This is a genomic window from Simplicispira sp. 125 (genome assembly GCF_003096555.1).
In the GTDB taxonomy this organism is placed as follows: Bacteria; Pseudomonadota; Gammaproteobacteria; order Burkholderiales; family Burkholderiaceae_C; genus Simplicispira.
Genome location: NZ_QEKM01000001.1, coordinates 2,945,639 through 2,960,907, shown reverse-complemented (window position 1 = coordinate 2,960,907; position 15,269 = coordinate 2,945,639). Strand labels below are relative to the sequence as shown.

Sequence of the window (15,269 nt, the reverse complement as noted above, 5' to 3'; positions counted from 1 at the left end):
TCCACTTTAGGAGACAAACCCCATGTACCTGACCCAAAGCCTGCACCGCTCGGTGCAACAGCACCCCCACCGCATCGCTGTGCGCTGGGGCGAGCAGACACGCACTTTTGGCGAGTTTGCCGATCGTGTGGCGCGTTTTGCCGGAGCGCTGCAAAAGCTCGGCGTGCAGAGCGGCGACCGCGTGGCCATGCTGTCGCTCAACTCCGAGCGCTACCTGGAATACCAGATGGCTGTGCCCTGGGCGGGGGCGGTACTCAATCCTTGCAACATCCGCTGGTCACCCGCAGAAATCCTGTATTCACTGGAAGATTCGGGCTCGACCGTTCTGCTGGTGGATGAAACCTTCAAGGGCATGGTGGCACAGTTCCGGCGTGAATCGACCACGCTGCGCGAGTTCATCTACTGTGGCGATGGCGAAACGCCCGAGGGCATGCACGGCTACGAAGCACTGGTCGCCCAAACCGCGCCGGTGGCCGATGCGCTGCGCCGGGGGAATGACCTGGCGGGCATTTTTTATACCGGCGGCACCACGGGCTTCCCCAAGGGCGTGATGCTGAGCCACAACAACCTGTGCAGCTCGGGCCTGGCGGTGCGGGCCGAAGGCCTGGCGCGCCCGGGGGGCACCTATCTGCACGCTGCGCCCATGTTCCACCTGGCCGACATGGGCCTGGCGTTCCCGCACTGGGTGGAAGGCAATACGCATTCCATCATCCCGGCGTTTGACCCGGCCAAGGTGCTCGATACCATCGAGCAGCACCGCGTGACCAACCTGTGCCTGGTGCCCACCATGATCCAGATGATGCTGGACCATCCCAGCATGGGCCCGCACCGCGACCTGAGCTCCCTGCGCACCGTGTTCTACGGCGCCTCAGCGCTGCCCGATGCCTTGCTGCTGCGTGCTCAAAAAGCGATTCCCCAGGCCGAGGTGTTCCAGGGCTTCGGCATGACCGAGCTCTCGCCTGTGGGCACCATCTTGCCGTCGACTTACCTGGCGGAAGAAAACCGGCACCTGGGCAAGCTGGGTTGCTCTGGCCGCGCCACGTTTTGCACCGAAGCCAAGATCGTCGATGGCGAAGGAACCGAAGTGCCGCGCGGCACGGTGGGCGAGATCATCGTGCGCGGCCCCAACGTGATGATTGGCTACTGGAATCAGCCTGAACTCACGGCTGCTGCGCTGCGCGACGGCTGGATGCACACCGGCGACGGTGGCCGCATGGACGAGGACGGTTTCGTCACCGTGGTCGATCGCATCAAGGACATGATCAAGACCGGTGGCGAGAACGTCTTCTCGGCCGAGGTCGAAAACGCCCTGGCCAAACACCCGGCGGTGGCGATGAGCGCGGTGATTGCCATTCCCGACCCGCAGTGGGGCGAGGCCGTGCATGCGGTGGTGGTGCTCGCGCCTGGGCAGCAGGTGACCGCCGAAGAAATCATTGCGCACTGCAAGACCTTGATCGCTGGTTATAAGAGCCCGCGCAGCGTTGCGTTCGTGGATGCGCTGCCGATGACGGGAGCCGGAAAAATTCTCAAAACCCGGCTTCGTGAGCCCTTCTGGCAGGGCCGTGAGCGCGGTATCGCCTAAACATTCCCTTTCTTGATCCAGGAGATTCTGATGAGCTGTGATGTATTCGTTTGCGGGGTCGGCATGATCCCATTCACCAAGCCGGGCGCCAACGAGCCCTACCCCCAGATGGCGGCGCATGCCACCCGCGCGGCCCTGCAAGATGCGGGGGTCCGCTACGACCAAGTGCAGCAGGCCTATGTCGGCTATGTGTATGGCGACTCCACCTCCGGCCAGCGCGCGCTCTACGAGGTGGGCATGACCGGCATTCCCGTGGTCAACGTCAACAACAACTGTTCCACCGGTTCGACCGCGTTGTTCCTGGCGCGCCAGGCCGTGGCCAGTGGCGCCGCCGACTGCGTGCTGGCGCTGGGTTTCGAACACATGAACCCGGGGGCCCTGGGCGCCGTGTTCAATGACCGCCCCAGCCCGTTCGAGCGGTTCGACGCTGCCACCAACGAGCTGGTGCAGTCCGATCTGCCACTGGCACTGCGCTACTTTGCTGGCGCAGGAAAAGTGCACATGGACGAGTTCGGTACGCCGCTTTCCACCTTTGCCAAGATCCGCGCCAAAGCCAGCCGCCACGCCGCCAACAACCCGCTGGCCGTGTTTCGCACCGTGGTCACCGAGCAGGAGGTGATGGACGCCAAGATGCTGTGGCCCGGCGTGCTGACCCGCCTGATGGCTTGTCCGCCCACCTGCGGCGCCGCCGCCGCCATCGTGTGCTCGGCCGCCTTTGCGCAAAAGCACGGCCTGGACCAGCGCGTACGCATCAAGGCGCAGGCGATGACGACCGACAAGCCCGTCACCTTCGAAGCCCGCGACATGCGCGAAGTGGTCGGTTTCAGCATGGCCCGCGACGCCGCCCAGCAGGTGTACGAGGCGGCAGGCATCGGCCCGCAGGACATCGACGTGGTCGAGCTGCACGACTGCTTTGCGCAGAACGAACTGCTCAGCTACGAGGCCCTGGGCCTGTGCCCCGTGGGCGGTGCTGAAAAGTTTGTCGACGACGGCGACAACACCTATGGCGGCAAGGTCGTCACCAACCCCTCGGGCGGCTTGCTGAGCAAAGGCCACCCACTGGGCGCCACGGGTCTGGCGCAGTGCTTTGAACTCACGCACCAGCTGCGCGGCACAGCCGAGCAGCGCCAAGTGGATGGTGCGCGCCTGGCGCTGCAGCACAACCTGGGTCTGGGCGGCGCCTGCGTCGTCACCCTGTATGAAAAAGTTTGAAACGGAGTGCTGACATGATTGACAAGAAATGGATTGGCCATGCGCTGCCACCGTCCGAAATGGCGCTGGACCGCAGCCGCCTGCGCTTTTTTGCCAAGGCCATTGGCGAGACCGCGCCCGAGTACACCGACGTGCAGGCCGCGCAATCGGCGGGCTACGCCGATCTGCCGGCTCCGCCCACCTTCCTCTTTGGCGCGGAACTCGATTCGGGCGCCACCGACGCGCTGTTGACCCTGCTGGACGTGCCTATCGCCAAACTGCTGCACGGTGAACAGAGCTTCACCTACCACCGCAGCGCCTGCGCGGGCGACACCATCACGGTGCGCTCCGAAATCGGCGATATCTATGACAAGAAAAATGGCGCACTGGAATTTGTCGTCAAGACCTCCCGCGCCACCAATCAAAAGAACGAGCTCGTGGCCGAGATGCGCACGGTGCTCGTGGTTCGCCACTGACGGGAGAACGCCATGACATTCAAGACACCTAGCTTTGCGCAGATCCAGGTCGGCGATACCCTGCCCGACCTGCAACTGCCACCGGTCGACCGCACCACGCTGGCGCTGTTTTCCGGCGCGTCGGGCGACCACAATCCCATGCACATCGATATCGATGTCGCACGCCGCGCCGGCATGCCCGATGTGTTTTCCCAAGGCATGTTGGGCATGGCCTGGCTGGGCCGCGTGGTCACCGCGTGGGCGCCGCAAAGCCAGTTGCGCACATTCAATGCACGTTTTCAGGGCATCACGCACCTGGGCAACGCCATGCGCTGCAGCGGTCGCATCGTCGAGAAGCTCGAGCACAACGGCGAGCACTGCGTGCGCATCGAGCTCACCAGTGCCAACCAGTTTGGCCAAACCAAAATCGTCGGCGATGCCCTCGTGGCGCTGGCCTGAACCCACACAAGGAACCCCATGACAAAGAAACTCGAAGGCAAGGTCGCCCTCATCACCGGCTCGGGCCGCGGCATCGGCCGCTCCATCGCGCTCAAGCTCGCCAGCGAAGGCGCGCATGTCGTCGTCAATGACCTCGACGAAGCCCCCGCGCAAGAAGTCGTCGCGGCCATCCGCGCTGCCGGTGGGCAGGCCGTGGCCTGCATTGGCAGCGTGACAGCGCCCGATTTTGCCGAGCGCTTCATCGGCACGGCGGTGAGCGAATTCAAGGGCCTGGACATCATCGTCAACAACGCTGGCTACACCTGGGACAACGTGGTGCAGAAGATGACCGACGAGCAGTGGTACGCCATGCTCGATGTGCACCTGACGGCGCCGTTTCGCATCCTGCGCGCCGCGCAGCCCGTCATCCGTGCGCTCTCCAAGCAGGAAAAGGAAGCCGGTAAGAGCGTGGTGCGCAAGGTGGTCAACATCTCGTCGGTGGCCGGCCTGTTCGGCAACGCCGGGCAGACCAACTACTCCACGGCCAAGGCCGGCATTGTCGGCATGACGCAGACGCTGGCCAAGGAATGGGGCCGCATGAACGTGACCGTCAACTGCGTGGCCTACGGCTTCATCAAGACGCGCTTGACGGTGAGCGCCGACAGCGACGCCACCGAGAACATCGATGGCCGCGAGATCAAGGTGGGCGTCAATCCCGACCTGATGGCGGCCATGGAACGCTCGATTCCCCTGGGCCGTGGCGGCACGCCCGACGAGGCCGCAGGGGCCGTGTACCTGCTGTGCATCCCCGAGTCCGACTATGTGAGCGGCCAAACGCTGATGTGCAGCGGTGGCCTGACGGGGATTTGATGCCATGAGCCTGCTGCCCCAACTGCATCGCCACGCCTGGATGGATGAAGACATCGAAGCGTTCAGAGAACAGGCCAGGCGTTTCATCACCAACGAGCTGGTGCCGCACCTGGACGGCTGGCGCCGCCAGGGCTTCATCCCGCGCGAGGTCTGGCGCCCGTTTGGCGAGCTGGGCTTTCTGCTGCCCGAGATGCCCGAGGCGTATGGCGGCGCAGGCGCCAACCTGGCCTACCAGCTGGTGGTGCAGGACGAACTGGCCCGCGCCGAAGTGCCCGCCAACACGGCCGTGCACACCATTGCCGCGCACTACATCCTGGACTACGGCACCGAGGAGCAAAAGCAGCGCTGGCTGCCCCGGCTGGCCAGCGGAGAGATGCTCGCGGGTATCGCACTGACCGAGCCCGGCTGTGGCTCCGATCTGAAAGCGCTGCGCACCAAGGCCAGCAAAGACGGTGACCACTATGTGATCGACGGCGCCAAAACCTTCATCACCAACGGCTTCACTGCCAACTTGCTGGTGGTCGCCGTGCGCACCGGCGGGCCGGGCAGCAGCGGTGTCTCGCTGGTGGTGCTGGAGACCGAAAACCTGCCCGGCTTTCGTGTCGGCAGGCGGCTGGAGAAGCTGGGCCAGCATGCGTCGGACACCGCCGAGCTGTTCTTTGACGGCGTGCGCCTGAAAGCGGACCAGTTGCTCGGCGGGCAGGAAGGCCAAGGCTTTCGCCAACTGATGAGCCAGCTGCCCTACGAGCGCCTGCTGCTGGCCGTGCCCGCTGCGGCGGTGATCGAGCGGGCCGTCGAATTGACGGTGGAGTACACCAAGGGCCGCAAAGCCTTCGGACAGAGCGTGTTCGACTTTCAAAACACCCGCTTCAAGCTGGCCGAATGCGCCACCCTGGCCCATGTGGTGCGCAGTTTCGTGAACGACTGCATCCAGCGCCTGCTCGATGGCACGTTGGACGACGAAGCCGCCTACATGGCCAAATGGTGGTGCACCGAGCAGCAGGGCAAGGTGACCGACGAATGTCTTCAGCTCTTCGGCGGCTATGGCTACATGGCCGAGTACCCGATTGCGCGCCTGTATGCTGATGCCCGCATTCAACGCATTTACGGAGGCACGACGGAAATCATGAAAGACTTGATTGCACGGAGACTGGGCACATGAGCGCGCCACTGTCTTCCCCCCTCGCCGGCATCCGCATCGTCGAATTCGAAGGAATTGGCCCTGGCCCGCTGGCCGCGCGCATGCTGGCCGACATGGGCGCCGAGGTCACGGTGATTGCCCGCCCGCAGCAGGGCGCTGTGGCGGCGCAACTCGGCGGCAGCGGTGACAACCCCTTGCGGCGTGGCAAAACCGTGGTGCTGCTCGACCTCAAGCAGGACGCCGCCCGCGCCGAGGCCTTGGCCCTGGTGGCCCAGGCCGACGCGCTGATCGAAGGCAACCGCCCCGGCGTGATGGAGCGCCTAAAGCTTGGCCCGGCCGACTGCGCCAAGGCCAACCCGCGCATCGTCTACGGCCGCATGACCGGCTGGGGCCAGAGCGGCCCGCTGGCACAGGCGGCCGGGCACGACCTGAACTACGTGGCGCTGACCGGCATGCTCTCGCTCTCGGCGCACCGGGGCGAGCGGCCCATCGTGCCGCCCACGGTGGTGGGTGATGCGGGGGGCGCGCTGGGCCTGGCGTTTGGCATGGTCTGCGCCATTCTGGAAGCCAAAACCAGCGGCCAGGGCCGCGTGGTGGACGCCGCCATCGTCGACATCGTGGCCATGCTGGGCGGCATTGCGCAGTGGATTCGCGGCAGCGGCCAGCTGGACGGCCCGCACCCCAGCCCGTTCCACGATTCGCCCTTCTACGACGTGTACCGCTGCGCCGATGGCGGCAGCATCACGCTGGGCGCGCTGGAGCCGCAGTTCTACGCGCTGCTCCTGCAAAAGCTCGGTTTGGGCGACGTGGACCTGAAGCGCCAGTTTGACCCGCGCACCTGGCCTGCCCTCAAAGACCGCCTGACGGCCCTGTTTGCCAGCCAGCCGCGCGCGCACTGGGATGCCTTGCTGGAAGGCACGGACGTGTGCTTTGCGCCGGTGCTCAGCGTGGCGCAGGCGGCAGAGCACCCGCACAACGTGGCGCGGGGTACCTACGTGCGCACGGCGGGCGCAGGCTTTGACGTGGCGCCTGCGCCGCGCTTTCTGCCGCTCGATGGCAAGGCCGGATAGACAACGATGAAAGCCGGACTGCGCATTGTTCTGGCCCTGCTGGCGCTGCTGGTGCTCGCCACCGCAGCGCTGCTGGCCTGGGCCTGGGCGCCCGATCTCGCACCCGCCGACGTGGAGAAACGCTGGGCGCAGGCACCGTCCACCTTCATCGGGGTGGACGGCCAGCGCGTGCACCTGCGCGACGAAGGCCCGAGGGATGACCCCGCGCCCCTCGTGCTGGTCCACGGCACGTCTGCGAGCCTGCACACCTGGGACGGCTGGGCCGAGGAACTGCGCAAAACCCGCCGAGTGATCCGCTTCGATTTGCCGGGCTTTGGCCTCACCGGCCCGAATGCCGCTGACGATTATTCGATGACCGTCTATGTGCGCTTGGTGCTGGCGCTGCTCGACCAGTTGGGTGTGCAGCGTTTTGTCATCGGCGGCAATTCGCTGGGCGGCGAAGTCGCCTGGGCCACGGCGCACGCCGCGCCGCAGCGGGTGGAAAAGCTCATTCTGGTGGACGCTGCGGGCTATGCCTTTGAGCCCGAATCCATGCCACTGGCCTTTCGGGTGGCACGCACACCGGGCCTGAGTGCACTGATGGGCTATCTGCTGCCACCCGGCATGGTCGAAAAATCGGTGCGCAACGTCTATGGCGATCCGGGGCGGGTCACGCCCGAGCTGGTGCAGCGCTATAGCGACCTGGCCCGCCGCGCGGGCAACCGCCATGCGCTGGCGGTGCGCATGGCCCAGCGCAACACGGGGCGCGAGCAGGACATCCGCGGCCTGCAACTGCCCACGCTCATTTTGTGGGGCCAGCACGACCGGCTGATACCGCCTGTGAACGGCGACCGTTTTGCGGCGGACATTGCAGGCTCGCAGCTCGTCGTGTTTGAAGGCCTGGGCCATGTGCCGCAGGAAGAAGACCCGGTGGCAACGCTGGCTGTGGTGCAGCGGTTTTTGCAGCGGTGAGGGCGGCGGGGCCAGGCCTCACCTCTCTGCGCGGCGTCGTTTTACAAGCCGAGCGCTGCTTGCAAAAAATTTGATGGTTTTTTTGCCTCTAGCGCTTTTCAGGTAAGCGCTAGCAGCTATAAAAATGATAGTTTTTAATGCTGGTGGCCATGCGCACCATGCACATGGCGGTGGGCGATTTCTTCGGCACTTGCAGCGCGCACTTCAGTCACTTTGCAGCTGAACTTCAGCGCCTGTCCCGCCAGCGGGTGGTTGCCGTCCAGATGCACCTCGGGGCCCTTGATCTTGACCACGTTGAACACCTGGGGCTGGCCTTCGTTGTCCACCGCCTGTAGTTGTCCGCCCACCTTCACGCCCGGGGGGAACTCGCTCTTGGGGATGGTACGCACCAGGCCCTCATCGCGCTCGCCAAAGGCGTCTTCCGCGGCCAGGTCCAGTGCGGTGCTGAAGCCCACGGCCTGGCCTTCCAGCGCGGCTTCGACCTTGGGGAAGATGTTTTCGTAGCCGCCATGCAGGTACGACAGGCTGCCCCCGTCCAGCGGCTTGCCCTGGGGCGTGGTGACTTTGTAGGTGATGGTGACGGCAGAGTCTTTGGTGATGGCCATGATGTTGCTTGCGCTTTCAGTGGAGGGAAACAGCGCGGCGGTGCGGTGGGCCGAGCCCTGGCACCCGCGTGCGCATCAAAACCGCCGATTGTCCACGAGGCGCCCTCGATCCGCACGCCTGCCGAACAGGGCCCGTGGCGCGCAGCCTATCCGCCAGCCACGGCCTCAGCGGGGCGCTCTTCCTGCGTTTGCCCCGGGTAGCGCGCAAACCGGCGCGCTTCGGTGCCGTGCACTGGATCCTGCTCGGGCCAGGGCCAACCGCCGAACTGGGTGCGGCGGTAGTCCTGCAGGGCCTGCATGATCTCCTGCTGGGTGTTCATCACAAACGGGCCGTATTGCGCCACGGGCTCGGCAATGGGCTGGCCTTGCAGTACCAGGCATTCCACGGGCGTGGCGCCGGTGTTGGTCAGTGGCCAGTCCTGGCCCGCCACCAGCTCCAGCGCGGCATGCTGGCCCACGTCCTGCGGCCCCACGCGCAGGCCCTCGCCCATGAAGAAGTACAGCATGCGGCGCGTGCCTTGGCCTTGTGCAGCGGGCAGCGTCCACTGGGCGCCGGGGTCCATGCGCAGCGTCCAGATGGCCACGTCGGCCTCGGGCTGCGAGGCCCACGACTCCGGGGGCGGTGCCAGCGGGCTGGGCGCTCCCGGCAGTGCACCGGCCACCACCGTTACCGTGGTCGCGCGCCCAGCGTCGTCGTGGTGGACGAGGCGCGGAATGCGCTCGTTCCACAGCATGGTGAAGTGCGGCTCCACCATCTTGTTGCGCGCGGGCAGGTTCAGCCAGATCTGGAACAGCTCCAGCGGATTGGGTTCGCTGGCGCTCAGCAGCGGGAACATCTCAGAATGCACGATGCCCTTGCCGGCGGTGACCCACTGCACATCGCCGCCGCCAAACCGCGCCGCAGCGCCCAGCGAGTCGGAATGGTCGATGAGGCCCTTGCGCACCAGCGTCACGGTTTCAAAGCCCCTGTGCGGGTGGCCCGGAAAGCCCGGCACGGTGTCGCCGTGGTACATGCTCCAGCCGTCCTTGCGGCTGAAGTCGCTGCCGATCTGGCGGTCTTCAATGGGCACGGCGGGGCCGAACGCGGCGTTGCCTGCGGGGTAGGCATCGTCATGGTGAGCGCAGAAAAGAAACGGGTCGAGCGTGGGCCACTGCGGGCCCAGCGGCTGGCTGTTTAGAACGGGGGTGGTGTGTTGCGACATGGCGTGGCTCCTTCCCCTCTATTGGACCGGTGATCGGCCTGCACGAAAAGCCCCCCGTGGTGGGACAGTGCGTTGCATTGTTGAGACGGCTTGGGAAGAAGGCTCTTTGGTGCTGCCTGGCTGCACGCAAGGGCCGATGCCTTCAGTGGTCAGACACAGATAGAGCAAAAAAGTGCCTTTTACGCCCGCGTATCAACCGTTAAAAGCTACAAAATAAATAGCAATTGAAGGTGTATCAGCGCCCCACCACCGACCAGCCCGCTTGCTGGTTCTTCTTGTCGTTCTCGTACTCCCAGGAGGTACCGCAGTGGTCGCACTGGTAGCGGGTGATGGTGACAGTGCCACTCGGGCGGTCTTCCTTGCGGTTGCCGCGCTGCACCAGTTCGGCATGGCCGGGCGCACGGCGCCAGTTGCGCTGGATGCCCTTGCAGGCCTCGCACAGTTCCATCGGGTTCAGTTCGCGCTGTCGGGCCAGTTCTTTGGTCATGGGGTGAAAGCCCTGGGGGGCTGTGGTGGGGTGGATTTGTGCAGGGCGGGGCGGCTACTGTAAGGCACTTGCGGGCCCAAAGACACAGTGCGGGGCCGGATCACAAGCCAAAACGGGCTTCCGGAGCTGGACCGTAAAGCGCTCACAGCGATCAAATCACATGATCAACACCTTGACCATGCGGGCGTTGTGCAGCACCACGCCCTGCCGCTCGGCCTGCTGGCGTGCCTGCACCACAAAGCCGCAGGCGGCAAAGAAAGGCTCTGCCGTCAGGCTCACGTCGGCGTGCAACTGGGCGATACCGCGCTGTGCAGCCTGTGCGTGGATGTGGCCCATGAGCGCACGGGCCACGCCCTGCCCGGCAAACGCTGGCGCGACAAAGAACTGGTCGATGTACCCGCTGGCCTGCAGATCTGCAAATCCAGCCACCGCCCCGGTGTCCGGCACCTGGGCGATGAAGGGCTGGTTGGCCTGCATGCGCCGGGCCCACTGCACCGTGTCGTAGTCCTGTGGAGCCCAGGCGGCGAGCTGCTCGGGGGTGTATTCCTTGTGGGCGAGGCCGTGCACCGCTGCGTGGAAAAGCGCCCGCAAAGCGGGTTCGTCGCCCGGGCGGAAAGTACGAATGTGAAGGGCGGGCATGGTGGGTAAGGGGCGGGCCTGGTCTGGGTGCAGCGCACGCGCAAAAAGGGCGCGATTGTGCCGCAGTCGGGCCACAACGGCCTCAGGCCGCACTGGCCATGCGCAGCCTGCGCGCGGCCTCTTCATCGCGCGCGTCGTCGATTTCGCGCAGCACGGCCTGCATGTCCACGTCAACGCGCTCGGGTGCGTAGCGGCCGGTCAGCGGCGTTTCGTTGCTCAGCAGGCCGCTCTGGTACAGGCTCCAGATCTCGGGGCCGTATTGGGTGGTGCGCAGCTCGGGTGCGAACTGGCCAAAGAAATTGCGCAGGTTGGCCACGTCGCGCAGCAGCATGCGCTGGGCGTGGTTGTTGCCCGCGGCGTCCACGGCCTGGGGCAGGTCGATGATGACGGGCCCATCGTGGCCCTCTTCGCCGTCAATGCCAGGCAGGTGCGCCAGCAGGATATTGAATTCTGACAGATCACCGTGCACCACGCCCGCGCACAGCATGCGCACCACTTCGGCCACCAGCGTCGCGTGGTGGGCGCGGGCGTCTTCCGGGGAAAAGGCCACATCGTTCAGGCGTGGGGCCGCGTCGCCGTGGGCGTCGGTCACCAGCTCCATCAGCAGCACACCGTCGTGGAAATTGAACGGCTGCGGCACGCGCACGCCTGCAGCGGCCAGGCGGTACAGCGCGTCGACCTCGGCGTTCTGCCAGGCGGCCTCTTGCTCCTGCCGGCCAAACTTGCTGCCCTTGGCGATGGCGCGCGCCGAGCGCGAGTTTTTGACCTTGCGGTTCTCGGTGTAGTCCACCGCCTGGCGAAAGCTGCGGTTGTTGGCCTCTTTGTAAATCTTGGCGCAGCGGGTTTCGTCGCCACAGCGCACCACAAAAACCATGGCTTCCTTGCCGCTCATCAACTGGCGAACCACGGTGTCGATCAGGCCTTCGTCGATGAGGGACTGCAGGCGGGAGGGTGCTTTCATGGGCGGTATTTTGCGCGCTGGGTGAAAGACCTGGGGTGGTGTCTGGCTCCTCGCTACCGGCGTGCGCTGCGCGAGCGATTACGCAGCCGCATCCAGGCGGTGCACACCACCGTGGCCACGCACCTGCCGCAGGCGCTGGTGCGCTGCACCGTCGTCCTCCACCGGCAACTGGTGCTTTGCCTGCAGGTAGTGGTGGGTGAACACCTCCAGATAGGCATCAAGCACCTGCGCCACCTGGGGCTCGCCTGCCAGTTCCAGGCACAGGGCGGCGACCTCGGCGGTACAAAACTGGTCACCGCGGCGCGCGCGGCGCAGGCGGTAGCGCGAGATCTGATCGGGCGCGAGGCTGAGCACCGGAAAGCGGTCCAGGTACGGGCTTTTGCGGAACATCTTGCGCGCCTCGGGCCAGGTGGCGTCCAGCAGGATGAACAGCGGGCGCTGGGCTGTGGCGCCTGCGTTGTGCGCGGCAGGCCGCAGCTGGGTGACCACACGCGCCGCATCGACAAATTCGCCGGGGAACACCACATAAGGCTGCCACTGCGGGTCGGCCAGCAGCGCCAGCAGCGCGGGGTCGACCTCGGTGCGCGCCCAGCCAAAGGCAAAGGTGTCGGGCACCACATCGGCAATCAGCCAGCCGGTGTTGCTGGGCTTGAGCGGCTCGATGTCGGCCATCAGCAAACACACGCCCGCGTGGGTGGCCATGCCGGGGTGCAGCGCACATAGGCAGTGGCTGGGCACCAGGCGGCAGCCCGGGCAGCGCTCGCCGTGCGGGCCACCCCGGGCCAGAAAAGGTTTGGCGCTGCGCGCCAGGCGGGCGGCGCGCAGGCGCGATACCGCGTGCGGCGCTGCGGGAGTGATCGCCTCAGCCCCCGTCACAGCCCGCTCGCGTGTTCCAGCTCAAACAGCGGCACCTCGGCCTGGCGGCTCAGCCACACGCCGCCGCCCAGTTCTAGGCAGCCTTCCGCCAAGCCCCGGCGGTACAGCTCGGCGCGGTGGCGAAACACGCGGTGGTCGGTCAGGTCTTCGTCGATGGTGTCGCGCTCATAGTCCTCGCGCGAGACGGCCTCGACATACAGCGCGCCTTTGCTCAGGCGCCCCAGGTTGTGCAGCGCCCGCTTCAGGTCGGGCGGGCTCAGGTAGGGCAACACGCCCTGGCAGATGACGAGGTCAAACGGCGCATCGGCCGCATAGTCCACCACCGAGCCCTGCTGCCAGCCAAAACGTTCGCACAGGTAGGGGCTGAACTCCACGCCCTGGTACGCCGCCCCCGGAAAATGTTGCGCCACGATACCTTTCCACAGGCCTATCCCGCAGCCCATGTCGAGCACGCGCTGCACCGGCACGCGCAGGTATTTGAGGTAGCTGCACACAAAGGTGCCCAGCCGCTCCATGTGCGCCGGGTCCACCACACTGGTTTTCTTGTCGAAGTAAAAGCGCTGGTAGTACGCCTCGTCGAAGGTGGTGGCGCTGGCTGATTTCAATGACGCATCCTTTTTGCGGAAAAAAAGGCCCGTGCACCGCCACGGCGCCAGGCTAAAAACACGGGCACAGCGGGCCGGACCCCAGGGCATTCGAGCGCCCGAGTATCCCCCACCCACCGAGCAACCACGCCCTGCTGGCCACAGGGCCGCCGCACAGGCGCCACAGCCTCGCGCTGAAAAAATTGAATCAAATAGGCTTCTAACGCTGATGGGGTAAGCGCTGGAAGCTATCAAATAGTGAGTTCGCTACAAAACAGGTGTGCATGCCAGAACCCCTGTAAACACGGCCGATGTGGCCTGCGCAGGCCGTGTGGTCAACACCGCCTGCGCACACCCACGCGCCGGGTTCAGGCGGCCTTGGGCGGGCGGTGCAGCGCGCAGATCTTGTTGCCGTCGGGGTCGCGCAGGTAGGCCAGGTACATCTGCCCGCCCTCGGGGCCGCGAAAGCCTGGCGGGTCTTCGCACGCGACGCCGCCATTGGCCACGCCCGCCGCGTGGAAGGCGTCCGCCTGTTCGGGGGACGACGCTGTAAAGCCCAGGGTGCTGCCGTTGCCGTGGCAGGGCGGCTCGCCGTTGATGGGGGTGGTGATGCCGAAGGTGCCGCCCGCGCTGCGGTAAAAGTAGCGCGTCTTGTTGGCAACGCCGGGCGGCACACCCAAGGTGCCGAGGACGGCGTCGTAAAAGCGCTTGGATGCTTCGAGGTCGCTGACCCCGACCATGACGTGACTGAACATTGTTGTCTCCGAGTAGCCCCCGGAGGAGGCGGGTAAAAAAAACAGACGCCAGCATAGACATTCCCGGCGCGCAGTGCCCGCGCAGGGGATTGCGCACAAGGCCCACACGAGACCCGCACGCAAGCCGCCGGTGTGCTCCAAGCGCCACCGCATCTTCTCGGCCAGTGGGGCGTGAAGCGCAGGCGAGAGGTGCGGGAAACCGGGCTGCTTTTAGGTCAGATTGGCCTCCGACCCTTTATTTTCCAGCGCAATCAGCTATTGAAATGGAAGCGGTTGGGTATTTCGCCGTCTTGAATTTTCTGGGCGTTTTCACTTGGTAGACAGGTGGGTGGTAAAAAATTGCCGAGAAAAATCCAAAGATTGCTGGGCTGTTGCTGTGCTCCGGAAGTGCCGTACATAGCCGCCGCGCCCTTGATGGGCGGCTTGGTCTTTGTAATTCTTGTCGGTATTGGTGTCCCAGCCGTGGGTGGCATCGGGATACAGGGTCAAGGCAACTTGCGAGCGAGCCGCGTCTGGCAGTGCGGCAATGAATTTTTGGCAAGAATCGGGGGCGTCGTAATCGTCTTTGGCACCGGCAAGAATGTGCACAGGCGCACCGGTCAACTCCACATACACATTTTGGGGATACACCGGATTCTTGCCTTCTGCAGCAGCCAGATGCGCCCAGCAGACTGGGTACAAGGGCAAATGGGCTGCAAATTTAAATTGGCCTCCTGTGTAGTCATTGTTCAGCTTCTTCGAGGCCGAAAGAAGAGACAGCAGCCCCCCGTGCGAGAACCCCATAATGCCAATGTGTTCTGAATCGATTTGCGGCAGTTGTGCCAGATACATCAACGCGCCAAATGTTTGCGGCAGGTTCATGAGCGATGATTTTGGGCGGCCGCCGCCGGAGAAAAGGTTCAACTCCAGCGTCGCAATGCCGGCCTGATGGAGCGCTTGAACGTACGGAGCGCGGGTGGGGTCTTCGTACCCGCCGGCACTGTGAATCACTACGACTGCGGCGACTTTTCCCACGGCGCCTGCCGGGAGCGTGAGATCGCCCGAAACAAGGGTATCCGCTTCAATCACAGTATTTGCCTTGAACGACACCGGTTGCTTGTTTGCCGGACCTTGTGCCTGCGCAATGGCCGGTTCAAAGAAAACACATGCAATGAATGTGGCCAGACAGAGTGTTTTTTGAAAATGCATAGAACTGTGCCGATCTTTGTTGAATAAAACCGAGAAAAGTAAATCGCAAAGTGGGTCCGGTATCGCGCCACGTTGGCCACTAGAAACCATGCCTCAGCTTCAGTGGTTTCAGCCCCTTGGGCCCTTGGGCCAGTTGAAGGGCGAGGACGAAGCACTCAATAGTATTGGTTAAACAGGCCTCCAGCGCATAGCAAGCCCCATGCGCCCCCGCAAAAGCCCGTGCCGCTCGGGGCGACGTTGCGCCATGGCGGGCGATGCGGCGCAGCCTGCCTGG

At 64.9% G+C, this 15,269-nt stretch carries 17 protein-coding genes; 8 read left to right on the top strand and 9 right to left on the bottom strand.

Annotation, left to right across the window (positions count from 1 at the left end; all coding sequences use genetic code 11):
- Window positions 1–22 precede the first annotated feature (22 nt).
- Genes C8D04_RS13845 through C8D04_RS13810 form a run of 8 tightly spaced genes read left to right on the top strand, consistent with a single transcriptional unit; the run spans window position 23 to window position 7,698 of the window.
- The gene (locus tag C8D04_RS13845; RefSeq protein WP_116005370.1) at window positions 23–1,582 is read left to right on the top strand and encodes a long-chain-fatty-acid--CoA ligase; all 1,560 of its coding nucleotides are present in this window, start codon (window positions 23–25) and stop codon (window positions 1,580–1,582) included.
- Window positions 1,583–1,612: 30 nt separating this feature from the next.
- Entirely contained in the window at window positions 1,613–2,794 is a 1,182-nt protein-coding gene (locus C8D04_RS13840) for a lipid-transfer protein (RefSeq protein ID WP_116005369.1), read from the top strand.
- Window positions 2,795–2,808: 14 nt separating this feature from the next.
- Window positions 2,809–3,249: a MaoC family dehydratase N-terminal domain-containing protein gene (locus tag C8D04_RS13835; RefSeq protein WP_116005368.1), complete on the top strand. Its 441-nt coding sequence runs from the start codon at window positions 2,809–2,811 to the stop codon at window positions 3,247–3,249.
- A 12-nt stretch (window positions 3,250–3,261) separates the two neighbouring features.
- A complete protein-coding gene (locus C8D04_RS13830) occupies window positions 3,262–3,687 on the top strand; it encodes a MaoC/PaaZ C-terminal domain-containing protein (RefSeq protein WP_116005367.1) in 426 nt (141 codons plus the stop codon).
- 18 nt (window positions 3,688–3,705) lie between these two features.
- Entirely contained in the window at window positions 3,706–4,536 is an 831-nt protein-coding gene (locus C8D04_RS13825) for an SDR family oxidoreductase (protein WP_116005366.1), read from the top strand.
- Window positions 4,537–4,546: 10 nt separating this feature from the next.
- Complete coding sequence (locus C8D04_RS13820) at window positions 4,547–5,698, top strand: acyl-CoA dehydrogenase family protein (protein ID WP_116006198.1); 1,152 nt, start codon at window positions 4,547–4,549, stop codon at window positions 5,696–5,698.
- Window positions 5,695–6,747, top strand: coding sequence for a CaiB/BaiF CoA-transferase family protein (locus tag C8D04_RS13815; RefSeq protein ID WP_116005365.1), 1,053 nt, complete (start codon window positions 5,695–5,697; stop codon window positions 6,745–6,747). Before C8D04_RS13820 ends, C8D04_RS13815 begins: the two co-directional genes overlap by 4 nt.
- Window positions 6,748–6,753: 6 nt before the next feature.
- Entirely contained in the window at window positions 6,754–7,698 is a 945-nt protein-coding gene (locus C8D04_RS13810) for an alpha/beta hydrolase (RefSeq protein WP_116005364.1), read from the top strand.
- 134 nt (window positions 7,699–7,832) lie between these two features.
- On the opposite strand, the gene C8D04_RS13805 is transcribed toward C8D04_RS13810, so the two are convergent.
- The 9 genes from C8D04_RS13805 to C8D04_RS13765 form a co-directional block, all read right to left on the bottom strand.
- Complete coding sequence (locus tag C8D04_RS13805) at window positions 7,833–8,303, bottom strand: peptidylprolyl isomerase (RefSeq protein WP_116005363.1); 471 nt, start codon at window positions 8,301–8,303, stop codon at window positions 7,833–7,835.
- Between the two features lie 146 nt (window positions 8,304–8,449).
- On the bottom strand, window positions 8,450–9,505 hold the full coding sequence (locus C8D04_RS13800; RefSeq protein ID WP_116005362.1) for a pirin family protein: 1,056 nt from the start codon (window positions 9,503–9,505) through the stop codon (window positions 8,450–8,452).
- A 235-nt stretch (window positions 9,506–9,740) separates the two neighbouring features.
- Window positions 9,741–9,992 (bottom strand): hypothetical protein, encoded by a 252-nt coding sequence (locus tag C8D04_RS13795; RefSeq protein ID WP_116005361.1) that lies wholly within the window; start codon window positions 9,990–9,992, stop codon window positions 9,741–9,743.
- Between the two features lie 156 nt (window positions 9,993–10,148).
- Window positions 10,149–10,631 carry a GNAT family N-acetyltransferase gene (locus C8D04_RS13790; RefSeq protein ID WP_116006197.1) on the bottom strand — a complete coding sequence of 161 codons (483 nt, stop codon included), beginning with the start codon at window positions 10,629–10,631 and terminating at the stop codon, window positions 10,149–10,151.
- Between the two features lie 82 nt (window positions 10,632–10,713).
- Window positions 10,714–11,592: a PA4780 family RIO1-like protein kinase gene (locus tag C8D04_RS13785; protein WP_116005360.1), complete on the bottom strand. Its 879-nt coding sequence runs from the start codon at window positions 11,590–11,592 to the stop codon at window positions 10,714–10,716.
- A gap of 78 nt (window positions 11,593–11,670) precedes the next feature.
- Window positions 11,671–12,468 (bottom strand): tRNA-uridine aminocarboxypropyltransferase, encoded by a 798-nt coding sequence (locus C8D04_RS13780; protein WP_116005359.1) that lies wholly within the window; start codon window positions 12,466–12,468, stop codon window positions 11,671–11,673.
- Window positions 12,465–13,073, bottom strand: a complete 609-nt coding sequence (locus tag C8D04_RS13775) for a class I SAM-dependent methyltransferase (RefSeq protein WP_116005358.1) — start codon at window positions 13,071–13,073, stop codon at window positions 12,465–12,467. Before C8D04_RS13775 ends, C8D04_RS13780 begins: the two co-directional genes overlap by 4 nt.
- Before the next feature lie 347 nt (window positions 13,074–13,420).
- Entirely contained in the window at window positions 13,421–13,807 is a 387-nt protein-coding gene (locus C8D04_RS13770) for a VOC family protein (protein ID WP_116005357.1), read from the bottom strand.
- A 309-nt stretch (window positions 13,808–14,116) separates the two neighbouring features.
- Window positions 14,117–14,995 (bottom strand): dienelactone hydrolase family protein, encoded by an 879-nt coding sequence (locus C8D04_RS13765; protein ID WP_165829136.1) that lies wholly within the window; start codon window positions 14,993–14,995, stop codon window positions 14,117–14,119.
- Between the last annotated feature and the right edge of the window lie 274 nt (window positions 14,996–15,269).